Source organism: Pseudomonas sp. 2995-1, from assembly GCF_002742505.1.
GTDB lineage: Bacteria > Pseudomonadota > Gammaproteobacteria > Pseudomonadales > Pseudomonadaceae > Aquipseudomonas > Aquipseudomonas sivasensis.
On sequence record NZ_LJSA01000250.1, the window covers coordinates 67,815 to 85,432 of the forward strand.

A 17,618-nucleotide genomic window follows, 5' to 3' on the forward strand; every position below is an offset into this window, starting at 1 on the left:
GCCTTCATGGAAAAGACCAAGCAGACTGTACCCTCTTTGGTGCCGCGCCATGTCGCGATCATCATGGATGGAAATAATCGCTGGGCGAAGAAACGCTTTATGCCGGGTGTCGCCGGGCATAAAGCGGGTGTCGATGCGGTGCGGGCTGTGATTGAGGTGTGTGCCGAGGCCAAGGTCGAGGTGTTGACCTTGTTCGCCTTCTCCAGTGAGAACTGGCAGCGGCCCGCCGAAGAAGTCAGCGCCTTGATGGATCTGTTCTTCAAGGCGTTGCGTCGTGAGGCGAAGCGCCTTAATGACAACAATATCAGTCTGCGCATCATCGGTGATCGCTCGCGATTCCACCCGGAGCTGCAGGCGGCCATGCGCGAGGCGGAGGCCATCACGGCTGGCGCCAACCGTTTTGTGCTACAGATCGCAGCCAATTACGGCGGCCAGTGGGATATCGCCCAGGCTGCACAGCGGCTGGCTCGCGAAGTGCAAGCCGGTCATCTTCGACCGGACGACATCACGCCTGAACTGTTGCAAACCTGCCTGGTGACCGGTGATCTGCCATTGCCTGACTTGTGCATCCGTACCGGCGGTGAACATCGCATCAGCAATTTCCTGCTGTGGCAGTTGGCCTACACCGAGCTGTACTTCTCCGACCTGTTCTGGCCGGACTTCAAACACGATGCCATGCGTACTGCGCTGGCCGATTTCGCTTCCCGCCAGCGTCGATTCGGTAAAACGAGTGAGCAGGTCGAAGCTGGAGCCCGGGTTTAAATGCTTAAACAACGAATCATCACAGCACTCATCCTGTTGCCGATCGCCTTATGTGGGTTTTTCCTGCTCGATGGGTCCGGCTTTGCCCTATTTATCGGGCTGGTCGTAACCTTGGGCGCCTGGGAATGGGCACGCTTGGCAGGTTTCAACGCGCAATTGCCACGCTTGGTGTATGCCGCTGTCGTAGCGGTGTTACTGTTTCTGATGCACACCCTGTCGAGCATCATCGTGCCTTGGGTGCTGGGTGCTGCGGTGCTGTGGTGGGCGCTTGCGACCTATCTGGTGTTGACGTTTCCGCGCAGCAGTGGTCATTGGTCCAGTGTTGCCAGCAAGTTGTTGATTGGCTTATTGATTCTGTTGCCAGCCTGGCAAGGGTTAGTGGAGATCAAGAACTCGCCGATGGGCAATTGGCTGATCATGGCGGTGATGGTGCTGGTGTGGGGCGCAGATATCGGCGCCTACTTCTCGGGACGGGCATTCGGTAAGCGCAAGCTGGCACCGGCAGTCAGTCCGGGCAAGAGTTGGGAAGGGGTTTACGGCGGCCTGGCATTGACCCTGCTGATCACTTTGGTGGTCGGTGTCGTGCGGGATTGGTCAGTAACGGACATCTTCCTGGCTCTTCTGGGTACGGCTATCGTCGTGTTCATCTCGGTCGTGGGCGACCTCACTGAAAGCATGTTTAAGCGCCAGGCCGGGGTCAAGGACAGCAGTAATCTGCTGCCAGGGCACGGTGGGGTGCTGGACCGTATTGATAGCCTTACCGCTGCTATTCCGATCTTTGCCGTGCTGTTGTGGATGACTGCTTCGTGAGCCGTCTGCAGCAAGTAACCGTGTTGGGCGCAACCGGCTCGGTAGGGTTGAGCACCCTCGATGTGATCGCTCGTCACCCTGATCGCTATCAAGTGTTTGCCCTGACGGGATTCACCCGTCTGAGCGAGCTGCTGGCGCTGTGTGTGCGTCATGCGCCTCGCTTTGCTGTGGTGCCTGAAGCAGCGGCAGCGCAGGGCCTGCAGGATGACCTGCGGGCTGCCGGACTTGCCACGCAGGTGCTGGTAGGCGAGTCGGGATTGTGTCAGGTCTCGGCCGATGCCGAGGTGGACACTGTAGTCGCCGCTATTGTCGGTGCCGCCGGCTTACGCCCAACCTTGGCTGCCGTCGACGCGGGCAAAAAAATCCTGCTGGCCAATAAAGAAGCGCTGGTGATGTCTGGCGCGCTCTTTATGCAGGCGGTGCGTAAAAGCGGTGCGGTGCTGTTGCCGTTAGACAGTGAGCACAACGCAATCTTTCAGTGCATGCCCGGAGACTATGCTCGTGGCTTGAGTCAGGTAGGCGTTCGTCGGATTCTGCTGACCGCTTCCGGTGGGCCTTTCCGGCAAACTCCGTTGGTAGAGCTGGAGCATGTGTCTCCGGATCAAGCATGCGCCCATCCGAACTGGTCCATGGGCCGCAAAATCTCCGTGGATTCGGCAAGCATGATGAACAAGGGCCTGGAATTGATCGAGGCCTGCTGGTTGTTCGATGCGCGGCCGGATCAGGTCGAGGTGGTTATTCACCCGCAAAGCGTGATTCATTCCTTGGTCGACTACGTGGATGGTTCAGTCTTGGCCCAATTGGGCAATCCCGATATGCGTACGCCGATCGCTAATGCCCTGGCGTGGCCGGAGCGGATTGATTCCGGCGTGGCGCCACTCGACCTGTTTGCAGTTGCTCGCCTGGATTTTGAAGCGCCGGACGAACAGCGCTTTCCTTGTCTGCGCTTGGCGCGGCAGGCGGCGGAGGCGGGTAACAGTGCGCCAGCGATGCTCAATGCGGCCAATGAGGTGGCCGTGGCGGCGTTTCTCGAACGGCGCATCCGCTTTCCGCAGATCGCGAGTATTATCGAGGACGTTTTGAGTCTTGAGCCTGTGGTGGCTGTAAATGACCTCGGGGCGGTATTTGAGGCAGATACCAAGGCGCGGACTTTGGCCGAGCAATGGTTGAGCCGCAATACGCGTTAGTCTGTGGGCGCGCTTGAGCCTTCGGGTACTGGATTGGATTGCGGAGAAATTAGATGAGTGCGCTTTACATGATTGTCGGCACCCTGGTTGCTCTGGGTGTGCTGGTCACCTTCCACGAATTCGGCCACTTCTGGGTGGCGCGTCGTTGCGGCGTCAAGGTACTGCGTTTTTCCGTCGGTTTCGGCATGCCGCTGGTTCGCTGGCACGACCGTCGTGGCACCGAGTTTGTGATTGCGGCCATCCCGTTGGGTGGCTACGTCAAGATGCTCGATGAGCGCGAAGGCGAAGTGCCGGCTGATCAGTTGGACCAATCCTTTAATCGCAAGACCGTTCGTCAGCGTATCGCTATCGTTGCCGCTGGTCCGATCGCCAACTTCCTGCTGGCGATGCTGTTCTTCTGGGTGTTGGCCATGCTGGGCAGCCAGCAGGTGCGTCCAGTTATCGGCGCGGTTGAGGCGGACAGTATCGCTGCCAAGGCTGGCCTGGTCGCTGGCCAGGAAATTGTGTCTATTGATGGCGAACCGACCACGGGTTGGGGGGCGGTCAATTTGCAGTTGGTGCGTCGCTTGGGTGAAAGCGGCACTGTTAATGTTGTGGTGCGTGAGCAGGACTCCAGCGCCGAAATCCCGCGGTCGTTGGCCTTGGATCATTGGCTCAAAGGCGCTGATGAGCCTGATCCGATCAAGTCCTTGGGTATTCGTCCGTGGCGTCCGGCACTGCCGCCGGTCCTTGCCGAGCTGGATCCGAAGGGGCCAGCCCAGGCTGCAGGTCTGAAAACCGGCGATCGTCTGTTGGCCCTCGATGGCCAGGCGCTGGGTGAATGGCAGCAAGTGGTCGATCTGGTTCGTGTACGCCCTGATACCAAAATTGTGCTGAAAATTGAGCGCGACGGTGCTCAAATCGACGTTCCCGTTACTCTGGCGGTGCGTGGCGAAGCCAAGGCAGCCGGGGGGTACTTGGGTGCTGGCGTCAAGAGTCCGGAGTGGCCGCCATCAATGGTGCGTGAGGTCAGCTTCGGGCCGTTGGCGGCGATTGGCGAGGGTGCAAAACGCACCTGGACCATGAGCGTACTGACCCTGGAATCCCTCAAGAAAATGTTGTTCGGCGAGCTCTCGGTAAAAAACTTGAGTGGACCGATAACCATTGCTAAAGTGGCGGGCGCTTCTGCCCAGTCGGGTGTCGCGGATTTCCTGAATTTCCTGGCTTATCTGAGTATTAGCCTGGGTGTTCTGAATTTGCTGCCCATTCCTGTACTGGATGGGGGGCATCTGTTGTTTTATCTGGTCGAGTGGGTGCGTGGTCGCCCCTTGTCGGATCGAGTGCAGGGTTGGGGGATACAGATCGGTATCAGTTTGGTTGTCGGGGTGATGTTATTAGCCTTGGTCAACGATCTGGGTCGACTGTAACGCTTCGCTGAATTGCGAATCTGCCGCATTTTGCGGCAGTTTGTTTATTGCCAGTTGGAATAAGAAAGGACTTCATGAAACGTCTGCTGCTAACTGCGGTTCTCACCGTATTGATGATCGCCGAAGTTCACGCCGAGTCCTTCACCATCTCCGATATTCGCGTCAACGGCCTCCAGCGGGTTTCCGCGGGTAGCGTCTTTGGTGCATTACCGTTGAACGTCGGTGAACAGGCTGATGATCGTCGCCTGGTGGAATCCACTCGTGCGCTGTTCAAAACCGGTTTCTTTCAAGACATCCAACTGGGGCGCGAAGGTAACGTCTTGGTCATCACCGTCGTCGAGCGACCTTCTGTCGCCAGTATCGAGATCGAAGGTAACAAGGCGATCTCTACTGAAGACCTGATGAAGGGCCTCAAGCAGTCCGGCCTGGCCGAGGGCGAGATCTTCCAGCGCGCCACTCTTGAAGGTGTGCGTAACGAACTGCAGCGTCAGTACGTTGCCCAGGGCCGCTACTCGGCGACCGTGGAGACGGAAGTGGTCCCGCAGCCTCGTAACCGTGTCGGCCTCAAGGTCAACATCAACGAAGGCACCGTGGCGGCCATTCAGCACATCAACGTGGTGGGTAACACCAAGTTTGCTGATGACGACCTGATCGACCTCTTCGAGCTCAAGACCACCAACTGGCTGTCGTTCTTCAAGAACGACGACAAGTACGCCCGTGAAAAACTCTCCGGTGACCTGGAGCGTCTGCGTTCGTACTACCTGGACCGTGGCTATATCAATATGGATATCGCGTCGACCCAGGTGTCCATCACCCCGGACAAGAAGCACGTCTATATCACCGTTAACGTCAACGAAGGCGAGAAGTACAAGGTTCGTGACGTCAAGCTGAGCGGCGACTTGAAAGTGCCTGAAGACCAGGTCAAGTCCCTGCTGCTGGTGCAGAAAGACCAGGTGTTCTCGCGTAAGCTGATGACCACCACGTCCGAACTGATCACCCGTCGTCTGGGTAACGAAGGCTATACCTTCGCCAACGTCAACGGCGTACCGACCCCGCACGATGATGATCACACAGTGGACATTACCTTTGTGGTCGACCCAGGTAAGCGTGCCTACGTGAACCGTATCAATTTCCGTGGCAACACCAAGTCTGCGGATGAAGTGCTGCGCCGTGAAATGCGTCAGATGGAAGGTGGCTGGGCGTCGACGTACTTGATCGACCAATCCAAGACCCGTCTTGAGCGCCTGGGCTTCTTCAAGGAAGTCAACGTTGAAACCCCGGCTGTACCGGGCGTGGATGACCAGGTTGACGTTAACTACGCAGTAGAAGAGCAAGCATCGGGTTCTATCACTGCCAGCGTCGGCTTTGCACAAAGCGCAGGTCTGATCCTCGGTGGTTCCATCACCCAGAACAACTTCCTCGGTACCGGTAACCGTGTGTCTATCGGCCTGACTCGAAGCGAATACCAGAGCCGATATAACTTTGGTTATACCGACCCCTACTGGACTGCTGACGGTGTGAGCTTGGGCTACAACGCCTTCTACCGCACCACCGACTACAAAGACCTCGATGTTGACGTTGCAAGCTATGCAATCGACAGCCTTGGCGCGGGTGTCAACGTCGGTTATCCGATCAGCGAAACCTCGCGTTTGACCTTCGGCCTGACCGCGCAGCAGGATGAGATCAAGACCGGTGTCTACACCGTGGACGAAATCTTCGACTTCACTCGTCGTGAAGGTGACAAGTTCCTGAACTTCAAGGCGTCTGCTGGCTGGTCCGAGTCGACCCTGAACAAAGGTGTACTGGCAACCCGGGGCCATTCCCAGAGCCTGACTCTGGAAACCACTACGCCGGGCAGCGACCTGTCGTTCTTCAAGCTCGACTACCGTGGTCAGTTGTTCCAGCCGCTGAGCGACAACTACACCATGCGCCTGCACACTGAGCTGGGGTATGGCGACGGTTATGGTTCGACCAATGGTTTGCCGTTCTATGAGAACTACTATGCGGGTGGCTTCAACTCCGTACGTGGCTTCAAAGACAGCACCTTGGGTCCTCGTGGTACTCCGAGCCGAGGTGCTGGCGTAACCGGTAACCAAGGCACTGTGGCTGACTCCGACAACGACCCACTGCCGTTCGGTGGTAACGTGTTGATCCAGGGCGGCGCGGAGATTTTGTTCCCGCTGCCATTCGTCAAGGATCAGCGTTCGCTGCGTACGTCCGTGTTCTGGGACGTGGGTAACGTGTTCGACTCTAAGTGCGAGCAGATTAGAAACCCGAGCGGTGTTAAATCCAACACTCAGTGCAACGACGTGAGCCTGACCAACCTGGCGAGCTCCGTGGGTGTAGGTGTTACTTGGGTGACTGCGCTTGGTCCGTTGAGCTTTGCTCTGGCCATGCCGATCAAGAAACCGGATAACGCTGAAACCCAGATTTTCCAATTCTCCCTCGGCCAGACGTTCTAAGCGTCTGACCCAAGATAACGACAACGGATTCTGTAGGAGTACATCGTGCGTAAGTTGACTCAATTGGTTCTGCTGGCCACCGTGCTGGTGACCACCCCGGCCTTCGCCGAAATGAAAATCGCCGTTCTGAACTATCAGATGGCATTGCTGGAATCCGATGCGGCCAAAAAATACGCCGTGGATGCCGAGAAGAAATTCGGTCCGCAACTGACCAAGCTTAAGACGCTGGAAAGCAGCGCCAAGGGCATCCAGGATCGTCTGGTAGCGGGTGGGGACAAAATGCAGCAAGGCGAGCGCGAGCGTCTGGAGCTTGAGTTCAAGCAAAAGGCCCGTGACTATCAGTTCCAATCCAAGGAGCTGAACGAAGCCAAGGCTGTTGCCGACCGTGAAATGCTCAAGCAGCTCAAGCCGAAACTCGACAGCGCTGTGGAAGAAGTCATCAAGAAAGGTGCCTTTGACTTGGTGTTCGAGCGTGGCGCAGTAATTGACGTCAAACCTCAATACGACATCACCCGCCAGGTGATCGAGCGCATGAACCAGCTGAAGTAAGCCATGACCGCGACTATCAAGCTCGGCGAGTTGGCCGAGTTCCTGGGGGCCACCTTGCGTGGCTCCCAGGAGAAGGAAATTACTGGGCTAGCCACCTTGCAGGAGGCTGGCCCATCTCAGTTGAGCTTCCTCGCAAACCCTCAATACCGTAAATACCTCGTCGCTAGCCAAGCCGCAGCCGTATTGCTCAAGGCAGCTGACGCCGAAGGGTTTGCTGGGGATGCGCTGGTGGTAGCTGACCCGTATCTGGCCTATGCACAGGTTTCGCACCTATTTGATCCAAAACCCAAGGCAGCCAGTGGGATTCACCCGTCGGCGGTGATCGCCGATGATGCCCGGGTTGATCCTGCGGCGAGCATTGGCGCTTTTGCGGTGATCGAGAGTGGTGCGCGCATTGCGGCCGGTGTAACTGTTGGTGCGCATTGCTTTATTGGTGCGCGTTGTGAAATCGGTGCCGATGGTTGGCTGGCACCTCGCGTGACCCTTTACCACGATGTGCGTATCGGTGAGCGGGTGGTTATCCAGTCAGGTGCGGTGATCGGAGGGGAAGGCTTCGGCTTTGCCAACTCCAAAGGTATCTGGAACAAGATTGCCCAGGTCGGCGGCGTTTTGATCGGCGACGACGTGGAAATTGGTGTTAATACAGCTGTCGATCGCGGGGCCTTGGCCGATACCGTGATCGGCAACGGTGTGAAGCTCGACAACCAGATCCAGATTGCTCACAACGTACAGATTGGTGATCACACCGCCATGGCCGCATGCGTGGGGATTTCCGGCAGCACCAAAATCGGCAAGCATTGCATGCTCGCCGGTGGCGTCGGTCTGGTGGGGCATATTGATATTTGCGACAACGTTTTTATCACCGGAATGACCATGGTCACTCACTCGATTACCGAGCCTGGGGCCTATTCATCCGGTACCGCCATGCAGCCTGCGGCTGAATGGCGCAAGAGTGCGGCACGTTTGAGGCAGCTTGACGACATGGCTCGACGTCTCAAACAGCTGGAAAAGCGTGTTGGGGACGTGACCCCTGGCGGTAATGCTTCATCTGAAGGCTGATACCATTTCCATATCAAGTGTGCACAGCCGCTAGACTGCCTCCTTGATTTGCTAGCGGGGCGTGCGTTTAGTCGCCCGCCCCCAATCTTTATTACAGGCTTCCCCCCGAAATGATGGACATCAACGAGATTCGCGAATACCTGCCTCACCGTTACCCGTTCCTGCTGGTGGACCGCGTAGTGGACCTCAATGTTGAGGAAAAGCGCATTCGTGCCTACAAGAATGTCAGCATCAACGAACCGTTCTTCAACGGTCACTTTCCCGCGCATCCCATCATGCCGGGCGTGTTGATCATCGAAGCGATGGCCCAGGCTGCCGGTATCCTTGGTTTCAAAATGCTTGACCTTAAGCCTGCCGACGGCACGCTTTATTATTTCGTGGGCTCCGACAAGCTGCGCTTTCGCAACCCGGTTACTCCGGGTGACCAGTTGATCCTGGAAGCCAAATTCATCAGCTGCAAGCGCCAGATCTGGAAGTTCGAATGCCAGGCCTCGGTAGACGGCAAGCCAGTGTGCTCTGCCGAGATCATCTGCGCGGAACGCAAACTATGAGTTTGATTGACCCTCGCGCAATCATCGATCCGTCGGCCGTACTGGCCGCCGACGTTGAGGTCGGCCCCTGGTCGATCATCGGCGCAGGTGTGGAAATCGGCGAGGGGACTGTCATCGGGCCGCACGTGATCCTCAAAGGTCCGACCCGCATTGGCAAACACAACCGCATCTACCAGTTTTCCTCGGTAGGCGAAGACACCCCGGACATGAAGTACAAGGGTGAAGAAACACGCTTGGTAATCGGTGATCACAACATCATCCGTGAAGGCGTGACCATTCACCGTGGCACCGTGCAGGATCGTGCCGAGACCACACTGGGTGATCACAATCTGGTTATGGCCTATGCCCATATCGGGCATGACAGCGTGATCGGCAACCACTGCATCCTGGTCAACAACACGGCGTTGGCTGGCCACGTGCACGTCGACGATTGGGCAATCCTGTCAGGCTTCACGCTCGTCCATCAGTACTGCCACATTGGGGCCCACAGCTTCTCCGGCATGGGCACCGCCATCGGCAAGGACGTCCCGGCGTTCGTCACGGTGTTCGGCAACCCCGCTGAAGCTCGCAGCATGAACTTCGAAGGCATGCGCCGTCGTGGTTTCAGCGAAGAGGCCATTCACGCCCTGCGTCGTGCCTATAAGGTGGTTTATCGCCAGGGGCTGACAGTAGATCAGGCGTTGACCCAACTGACCGAGCCGGCAGCGTTGTTCCCGGAAGTCGCGGTGTTCCGTGATTCGATCCAGGCGTCGACTCGCGGCATCACTCGCTGATCATGGCTAATCTGCGAATTGCGCTGGTGGCCGGAGAAGCTTCCGGCGATATCCTGGGCGCAGGTCTTATGCGGGCCCTCAAGGCCCAGCATCCGGCGGTTGAATTCATCGGTGTTGGTGGCCCATTGATGCAGGCTGAAGGCCTCACTTCCTATTTCCCCATGGAGCGCCTGTCGGTTATGGGGTTGGTGGAAGTGCTGGGTCGCCTGCGTGAGCTGTTGGCGCGCCGCAAGCTGCTGATTCAGACCCTGATCGAAGAAAAACCCGACGTCTTTATCGGAATCGATGCACCGGACTTCACCCTCAATATCGAACTCAAGCTGCGTCAGGCCGGGATCAAAACCGTGCACTACGTCAGCCCCTCCGTGTGGGCGTGGCGACAAAAGCGTGTGCTGAAGATCCGTGAAGGCTGTGACCTGATGCTCACCCTGTTGCCGTTCGAGGCCAGGTTCTACGAAGAAAAGGGCGTGCCGGTACGGTTCGTTGGGCATACGCTCGCCGACGACATCCCTTTGCAGGCCGATCGCGTGGCGGCCCGTGGGCAGTTGGGCTTGCCCGATGGCCCGCTCGTCGCGTTGATGCCGGGCAGCAGGGGGGGAGAAGTCGGTCGGCTGGCCAGCGTGTTCTTCGATGCCGCCGAGCGCCTGCAAGCCTTGAAGCCAGGTGTGCGTTTCGTACTGCCCTGTGCAAGCCCACAGCGTCGCGCACAGATCGAAACGCTGCTGGAAGGTCGTAACCTTCCGTTGACATTGCTTGATGGTCAATCGCACCTGGCATTGGCGGCCTGCGATGCGGTGCTGATTGCTTCAGGCACGGCAACCCTGGAAGCCTTGTTGTACAAGCGTCCGATGGTTGTGGCGTATCGCCTGGCACCGCTGACGTTCTGGATTCTGAAACGCATGGTCAAAAGCCCCTATATCTCTTTGCCCAATTTGCTTGCCCAGCGCTTGTTGGTGCCGGAGTTGCTGCAGGACGATGCGACACCGGAGGCCTTGGCGCAGACACTGCTGCCCCTGATCGATGGCGGCGAAGAGCAGACCCGAGGGTTTGATGAGATTCATCGCACCCTGCGCCGTGATGCGTCGAACCAGGCTGCAGACGCCGTGTTGAGTTTGATCGGCCACAAACAGGAAATGTTATGAGTACGCAGATGGGCCTGGATTTCAGCCTGGTTGCACAAGCCCATGAACTGGTGGCCGGTGTTGATGAAGTAGGGCGCGGTCCCCTCTGCGGTGCAGTGGTCACCGCAGCTGTGATTCTTGACCCGAACCGTCCGATCCTTGGCCTCAACGATTCGAAGAAGCTCACCGAAGCTCGTCGCGAAAAGCTCTATGACGAGATTTGTGAAAAAGCCCTGAGCTGGCATATCGCCCGGGCCGAAGTCGAAGAAATCGACGAGCTGAACATTCTCCACGCCACCATGCTTGCCATGCAGCGTGCTGTTGAAGGCCTGCACATCACACCCAAACTGGCGATGATCGACGGTAACCGCTGCCCTAAATTGGCGATGCCGGCCGAGGCAGTGGTCAAAGGTGACAGCAAGGTTCCGGCCATCGCAGCGGCATCGATCCTGGCCAAGGTCAGTCGTGACCGGGAAATGGCCGCGTTCGAGTTGATCTATCCCGGCTACGGCATCGGTGGTCACAAAGGCTATCCGACGCCCGTTCATCTGGAAGCCCTGGCCCGCCTCGGCCCCACGCCTATCCACCGCCGCTCGTTTGCCCCGGTGCGCCTGGCTTACGAAGCGCGGGAGAGTCTCAGCGAGGTGTAGTCGCGAGGCTGATGTTTTTGCCAAGGCCCGGTACAATCCGGGCCTTGTTGTTTCCACGTATAAGACAGGATCACTATGCCGGCTTCATTCGTTCACCTACGCCTGCACACTGAGTACTCCCTGGTCGACGGCCTGGTACGGATCAAGCCTCTGGTCAAAACCCTGGTGGGCATGAACATGCCCGCGGTGGCGGTTACCGATCAGAACAACATGTGTTCCCTGGTCAAGTTCTACAAGAACGCCATGGGGGCCGGCATCAAGCCTATCTGCGGTGCCGACCTGTGGCTGTCCAACAAAGATCCGGATAACGCGCTGAGCCGCATCAGCCTTTTGGCGATGAACGGCGTGGGTTATCGCAACCTCACTGAACTGATCTCCCGTGGCTTCATCGATGGTCAACGCAACGGTTCGATCATTATCGAGCGTGAATGGGTTGCCGAGGCCAGCGAAGGCCTGATCATGCTGTCGGCCGCTAAAGAGGGGGAGATTGGTCTCGCACTGCTGGGGGGCAATCCCCAGGAAGCCGAAGTGCTGGCGAAGGAGTGGATGCAGGTCTTCCCCGACCGTTTCTACCTTGAAGTGCAGCGCACCAATCGCCCCAATGATGAAGAACATCTGCACGCCGCCGTTGCCCTGGCCGAAAAGCTGGGCGCGCCACTGGTCGCCACCAACGACGTGCGCTTTATCAAGAAAGAAGATTTCGAAGCCCACGAAACCCGTGTGTGCATCGGTGAAGGCCGGGCCCTGGATGACCCGCGCCGCTCGAAAAATTACAGCGAAGAGCAATACCTCAAAAGCGCCGAAGAGATGGCCGAGTTGTTCAGCGACTTGCCCGAGGCCCTGGAAAACTCTGTCGAGATCGCCAAGCGCTGCAACATTGAAGTGAAGCTGGGTACGCACTTCCTGCCCAACTTCCCGATTCCCGATGGCATGACCATCGATGAATATTTCCGCAAGGTGTCGTTCGATGGCCTGGAAGAACGGCTTTCCGTGCTGTTGCCCAAGGACACCACTGAAGACTACGAAGCCAAGCGCCAGGTGTATGTCGACCGGCTGAATTTCGAGCTGGATATCATCATCCAGATGGGGTTCCCCGGTTACTTCCTGATCGTAATGGACTTCATCCAGTGGGCGAAAAGCAACGGCGTGCCCGTAGGCCCTGGCCGTGGGTCGGGTGCCGGCTCGCTGGTGGCGTATGTGCAGAAGATTACCGACCTCGACCCTCTTGAATATGACTTGCTGTTCGAACGGTTCCTGAACCCGGAACGGGTTTCCATGCCCGACTTCGACGTCGACTTCTGCATGGACGGTCGCGACCGCGTGATCGAATACGTGGCCGAGAAATACGGCCGCAACGCGGTAAGCCAGATCATCACTTTCGGTTCCATGGCGGCCAAGGCTGTAATCCGCGACGTGGCCCGGGTGCAGGGCAAGTCCTACGGCCTGGCCGACCGGCTGTCGAAGATGATCCCGTTCGAAGTCGGCATGACCCTGGAAAAGGCCTACGAGCAGGAAGAAATCCTGCGTGACTTCATCAAGATCGATGAGGAGGCCGCCGAGATCTGGGACATGGCGCGCAAGCTCGAAGGTATCGTGCGTAACGTCGGTAAACACGCCGGTGGCGTAGTGATCGCGCCGACCAAACTCACTGACTTTTCGCCGATCTATTGCGATGAAGAAGGCGGCGGCCTGGTTACCCAGTTCGACAAGGACGACGTTGAGGCGGCCGGCCTGGTGAAGTTCGACTTCCTCGGCCTGCGGACCCTGACGATCATCGACTGGGCGCTGAAGACCATCAACCGCGAGCGCGCCAAGGTCGACGAAGAGCCGCTGGATATTGCGTTCATCCCGTTGGATGACAAGCCGACTTACCAATTGCTGCAAAAAGCTGAAACAACAGCTGTGTTCCAGCTTGAGTCGCGGGGCATGAAAGAGCTGATCAAAAAGCTCAAGCCCGACTGCCTGGAAGACTTGATCGCACTGGTGGCCCTGTTCCGTCCGGGCCCGCTGCAGTCGGGCATGGTTGACGACTTCATCAACCGTAAGCACGGCCGCGCCGAACTGGCCTACCCGCACTCCGACTACCAGTACGAAGGCCTCAAGCCTGTGCTGGCGCCAACCTACGGCATCATCCTGTACCAGGAACAGGTGATGCAGATCGCTCAGGTGATGGCGGGCTACACCCTCGGCGGTGCGGACATGCTGCGTCGAGCCATGGGTAAAAAGAAACCCGAGGAAATGGCCAAGCAGCGCGGCGGTTTCATTGAGGGTTGCGCCACCAACAATATCGACGCCGATCTGGCCGGTAACATTTTTGACCTAGTGGAAAAATTCGCCGGTTATGGTTTCAACAAATCTCACTCCGCCGCCTACGGCCTGGTGTCTTACCAGACCGCCTGGCTGAAAGCCCACTACCCGGCGCCGTTCATGGCTGCGGTACTTTCTGCGGACATGCACAACACCGACAAGGTTGTGACCTTGATCGAGGAAGTGCGCACCATGAAGCTGCGCCTCGACGCGCCTGACGTGAACGCCTCGGAGTTCAAGTTCACGGTGAATGACGAAGGCCGCATCATCTATGGCCTGGGCGCGATCAAAGGCGTGGGCGAAGGCCCAGTGGAGGCGATTACCGAAGCGCGTCAGGACGGGCCGTTCAAGGATCTGTTCGACTTCTGCGCGCGGGTTGACCTCAAGCGCATCAACAAGCGAACCCTTGATGGCTTGATCCGCAGCGGTGCGCTGGACCGTCTCGGCCCTTACTTTCACGATGAGCCGAAGGCCTACCAGGCAAATATCGACCGCAACCGCGCGGTGCTGCTCACTGCCATGGAAGAAGCGATCAAAGCTGCCGAGCAGACCGCCCGTACCCATGATAGCGGCCACGCCGACCTGTTTGGCGGGTTGTTCGTCGAAGAAGACGCGGACGTGTACGGCAATCACCGCAAGGCCAAAGAGTTGACCCTCAAGGAGCGCCTTAAGGGTGAAAAAGACACCTTGGGCCTGTACCTCACCGGTCACCCGATTGACGAATACGAAGGCGAGATCCGCCGTTTCGCCCGTCAGCGCATCATCGACCTGAAACCGGCGCGGGACACCCAAACCGTCGCCGGCATGATTATCGCCCTGCGGGTGATGAAAAATAAGAAGGGCGACAAGATGGGTTTCATCACTCTCGATGACCGCTCGGGCCGTATCGAAGCTTCGCTGTTTGCCGATGCCTTCCATTCGGCGCAGTCGCTGCTGCAGACCGATGCCATGGTGGTTGTGGAAGGGGAGGTCAGCAACGATGACTTCTCCGGTGGCCTGCGCCTGCGTATCAAGCGGGTGATGAGCATGGAAGATGCGCGCACCAACCTGGCTGAAAGCCTGCGCTTGAAGGTCAAGACCGAGGCGCTCAAGGGCGATCAGCTACGCTGGCTGGGTGACTTGCTCAAGCGTCACCGTGGCGCATGCCCGGTGACCATGGAGTACACCGGCGACGACGCCAAGGCGATGTTGCAGTTCGGCGAGACCTGGCGAATTGATCCTGCTGATGGCTTGATTCAAGCTTTGCGTGACCAGTTCGGTCGAGACAACGTCTTCCTCCAATACCGCTGACGGTCAGAACGTCTGACCTCGGCTGAACATTTAATCTCGACCTGAACGCGCCTCTCCCTTAAGGTAGGGCGCGAACAGACAACCGGCTGGCCAGGCACTCCCTGGCCGTCGACCCAAGACGGACGCTTATGAACCCGAATTTTCTTGATTTCGAACAGCCGATCGCTGACCTGCAAGCCAAGATCGAAGAGCTGCGCCTGGTCGGCAATGACAATTCGCTGAATATCGGCGATGAGATCGCTCGCCTGCAAGACAAGAGCAGCACGCTCACCGAAGACATCTTCGGCAAGCTGACCAGCTGGCAGATCGCGCGCCTGGCCCGCCACCCGCGCCGTCCGTACACCCTGGACTACATTCAGCACATTTTCACCGAGTTCGACGAGTTGCATGGCGATCGCCACTTCTCCGACGACGCGGCTATCGTGGGCGGTATCGCTCGCCTGGACGACCAGCCGGTAATGGTGATTGGTCACCAGAAAGGCCGTGAAGTGCGCGAGAAAGTCCGCCGCAACTTCGGCATGCCGCGTCCGGAAGGCTATCGTAAGGCTTGCCGTTTGATGGAAATGGCTGAGCGCTTCAAGATGCCCATCCTGACCTTCATCGACACGCCGGGTGCATACCCAGGTATCGACGCTGAAGAACGCAACCAGAGCGAAGCGATTGCCTGGAACCTGCGCGTCATGTCTCGCCTGAAAACCCCGATCATTGCCACGGTGATTGGTGAAGGCGGTTCCGGCGGTGCATTGGCCATTGGCGTCTGCGACCAACTGAACATGCTGCAATATTCGACCTACGCGGTGATCTCGCCAGAAGGTTGCGCCTCGATCCTGTGGAAGACTGCAGAAAAGGCACCGGACGCTGCCGAAGCCATGGGCATCACTGCTGATCGCCTCAAGGGCCTTGGTATCGTGGACAAAGTGATCGCCGAGCCATTGGGCGGCGCCCACCGCGACCCGGCTGCTGCCGCCGCGACTATCCGTGCCGAGTTGGGTTCGCAGCTTGCGATGCTCAAAAAACTGGACAACGAGGCGCTGCTGGCCCGTCGTTACGAACGCCTAATGAGCTACGGCCTCTAAGGCCGCAGCGGTACTACTGTGGGAGGGGGCTTGCCCCCGATTGCTGAGTGTCAGTCACTGTATTCACTGGCTGATGCTCCGCTATCGGGGGCGAGCCCCCTCCCACATTTGCTTTGTGTATGCTTGGCTTGGGTATTCCAGATTTGCGGCGGTAACCTGTGATGAAACCGACTTTATCCGCCAAACTCCTGCACGCCCTAGCCCCTTGGCGCAAAGCCCCGGCTTGGCATATCGCCTTCTCTGGTGGTCTTGATTCCACTGTCCTGCTGCATCTCCTGGCCAACGCCGAAGCCCTTCCGCCTCTAAGCGCTGTCCATGTCCACCATGGCCTGCAATCCGCCGCCGACACCTGGCCGAGCCATTGCCAGTCCATTTGCGACAGGCTGGGCGTGCCCCTGCGCGTAAAGCGTGTGCAGGTGCAGCCCGGCGCCAGCCTTGAGCGTGCAGCGCGTGATGCACGTTACAGGGCGTTTACCGAGGTGATCGGGGCAGGGGAGGTGTTGCTCACGGGCCAGCATCGCGACGATCAGGCTGAAACCCTGCTGTTTCGCCTGTTGCGCGGGGCCGGCGTGCGGGGGGCGGCGGCAATGCCTGTGCACCGTCCATTGGCGGGTGGCCATTTGGTGCGGCCGTTGCTGGATGTCTCGCGCGCCGAGTTGGAAGCCTATGCCGCTGATTATCAACTCAAGTGGATTGAAGATCCTTCCAACGCCGATCCACGCTTCTCCCGTAATTACCTGCGTCACCGCGTGATCCCGACATTGACGGAGCGTTGGCCCCAAGCCGTCTCCAGCCTGGCCCGCACTGCCGAACACTTCGGTGAAGCCCAGGCATTGCTGCGTGAGTTAGCCAGCATGGACCTACAAGCCGCGGATCAACCTTCACGGTTTCCTTGGCTGCCTTTGCCGTCATTGGCCCTCGGCCCACTGCGCGATTTTTCCGATGCTCGTCAGCGCAACGTCCTACGCCATTGGCTGGCGCCGCTGACCCGGTTGCCCGACACCGACCACTGGGCTGGCTGGTATTCCCTACGCGATGCCAAGGGCGACGCACAGCCCTTGTGGCGCCTGGCCGATGGAGAATTGCACCGTTGTGGCGAACGCATCTGGTGGTTGTCTCGCGCCTGGTCGGAATTTTCCCGCGCGTCGGTGAGCTGGCCTCGCCCGCAAAACCCACTAGAGTTACCCGGCAATGGCCTGCTGGAAATTATCGGCAAGGTGCCCGAAGTCCCGCTGGAGGTCCGTTATCGCCAGGGCGGTGAAATGCTTGAAGTGCCAGGCCGAGGCCGGCGTGACCTGAAGCGCCTGCTCAATGAGCATGGAGTGCCGGGCTTCGTCCGTGGCAGATTGCCGCTGCTGTATCAGGGCGAGCAATTGCTCGGCGTGCCCAACCTCACTGGACTCTGGGCCTCGCCGAGTGATGGCTGGAAATTGCATTGGATGCCACAGAGCTGCGATCAAGGTTTGAGCTGATAGAGCCTTTCCGGTAGACTACGCTCCCTTCTTGATACAACTTCTGTGGATTCGCCTGAATCGCAGCAGTTGCCGATTACCAAGCCGTCTTTGCTGGGCGATTCCAAAAAATGTGTAGCGATCAACGCACCGGTGTTTCACTG

At 58.4% G+C, this 17,618-nt stretch carries 14 protein-coding genes; all 14 read left to right on the plus strand.

What is annotated here, in order from left to right:
- Positions 1-6: 6 nt before the first annotated feature.
- The 14 genes from uppS (at position 7) to tilS (ending at position 17,475) form a co-directional block, all read left to right on the plus strand.
- Positions 7-762, plus strand: a complete 756-nt coding sequence (gene uppS, locus AOA61_RS05120) for a polyprenyl diphosphate synthase (RefSeq protein WP_032891653.1) — start codon at positions 7-9, stop codon at positions 760-762.
- Positions 763-1,572 (plus strand): phosphatidate cytidylyltransferase, encoded by an 810-nt coding sequence (locus tag AOA61_RS05125; RefSeq protein ID WP_099601273.1) that lies wholly within the window; start codon positions 763-765, stop codon positions 1,570-1,572.
- Positions 1,569-2,759: a 1-deoxy-D-xylulose-5-phosphate reductoisomerase gene (gene ispC / locus AOA61_RS05130; protein ID WP_095184007.1), complete on the plus strand. Its 1,191-nt coding sequence runs from the start codon at positions 1,569-1,571 to the stop codon at positions 2,757-2,759. The genes AOA61_RS05125 and ispC overlap by 4 nt, the downstream gene beginning before the upstream one ends.
- A 53-nt stretch (positions 2,760-2,812) precedes the next feature.
- Entirely contained in the window at positions 2,813-4,165 is a 1,353-nt protein-coding gene (gene rseP, locus AOA61_RS05135; protein ID WP_095184008.1) for a sigma E protease regulator RseP, read from the plus strand.
- 74 nt (positions 4,166-4,239) lie between these two features.
- Entirely contained in the window at positions 4,240-6,627 is a 2,388-nt protein-coding gene (gene bamA / locus AOA61_RS05140) for an outer membrane protein assembly factor BamA (RefSeq protein WP_095184009.1), read from the plus strand.
- Positions 6,628-6,672: 45 nt separating this feature from the next.
- Positions 6,673-7,176, plus strand: coding sequence for an OmpH family outer membrane protein (locus AOA61_RS05145; protein WP_003172279.1), 504 nt, complete (start codon positions 6,673-6,675; stop codon positions 7,174-7,176).
- A 3-nt stretch (positions 7,177-7,179) separates the two neighbouring features.
- Positions 7,180-8,235 carry a UDP-3-O-(3-hydroxymyristoyl)glucosamine N-acyltransferase gene (gene lpxD, locus AOA61_RS05150; RefSeq protein WP_099601274.1) on the plus strand — a complete coding sequence of 352 codons (1,056 nt, stop codon included), beginning with the start codon at positions 7,180-7,182 and terminating at the stop codon, positions 8,233-8,235.
- A 110-nt stretch (positions 8,236-8,345) separates the two neighbouring features.
- Entirely contained in the window at positions 8,346-8,786 is a 441-nt protein-coding gene (fabZ, locus tag AOA61_RS05155; protein ID WP_003172281.1) for a 3-hydroxyacyl-ACP dehydratase FabZ, read from the plus strand.
- Positions 8,783-9,559, plus strand: a complete 777-nt coding sequence (gene lpxA / locus AOA61_RS05160) for an acyl-ACP--UDP-N-acetylglucosamine O-acyltransferase (protein ID WP_032891646.1) — start codon at positions 8,783-8,785, stop codon at positions 9,557-9,559. Before fabZ ends, lpxA begins: the two co-directional genes overlap by 4 nt.
- 2 nt (positions 9,560-9,561) lie before the next feature.
- Positions 9,562-10,701: a lipid-A-disaccharide synthase gene (lpxB, locus tag AOA61_RS05165; protein WP_099601275.1), complete on the plus strand. Its 1,140-nt coding sequence runs from the start codon at positions 9,562-9,564 to the stop codon at positions 10,699-10,701.
- A complete protein-coding gene (rnhB, locus tag AOA61_RS05170) occupies positions 10,698-11,330 on the plus strand; it encodes a ribonuclease HII (protein WP_032891644.1) in 633 nt (210 codons plus the stop codon). Before lpxB ends, rnhB begins: the two co-directional genes overlap by 4 nt.
- 75 nt (positions 11,331-11,405) lie before the next feature.
- Positions 11,406-14,927 (plus strand): DNA polymerase III subunit alpha, encoded by a 3,522-nt coding sequence (dnaE, locus tag AOA61_RS05175; RefSeq protein WP_032891643.1) that lies wholly within the window; start codon positions 11,406-11,408, stop codon positions 14,925-14,927.
- Positions 14,928-15,055: 128 nt separating this feature from the next.
- Positions 15,056-16,003 (plus strand): acetyl-CoA carboxylase carboxyltransferase subunit alpha, encoded by a 948-nt coding sequence (locus tag AOA61_RS05180; protein WP_003172288.1) that lies wholly within the window; start codon positions 15,056-15,058, stop codon positions 16,001-16,003.
- A gap of 161 nt (positions 16,004-16,164) precedes the next feature.
- Positions 16,165-17,475 carry a tRNA lysidine(34) synthetase TilS gene (gene tilS / locus AOA61_RS05185; protein WP_099601276.1) on the plus strand — a complete coding sequence of 437 codons (1,311 nt, stop codon included), beginning with the start codon at positions 16,165-16,167 and terminating at the stop codon, positions 17,473-17,475.
- The last annotated feature ends 143 nt before the right edge of the window (positions 17,476-17,618 follow it).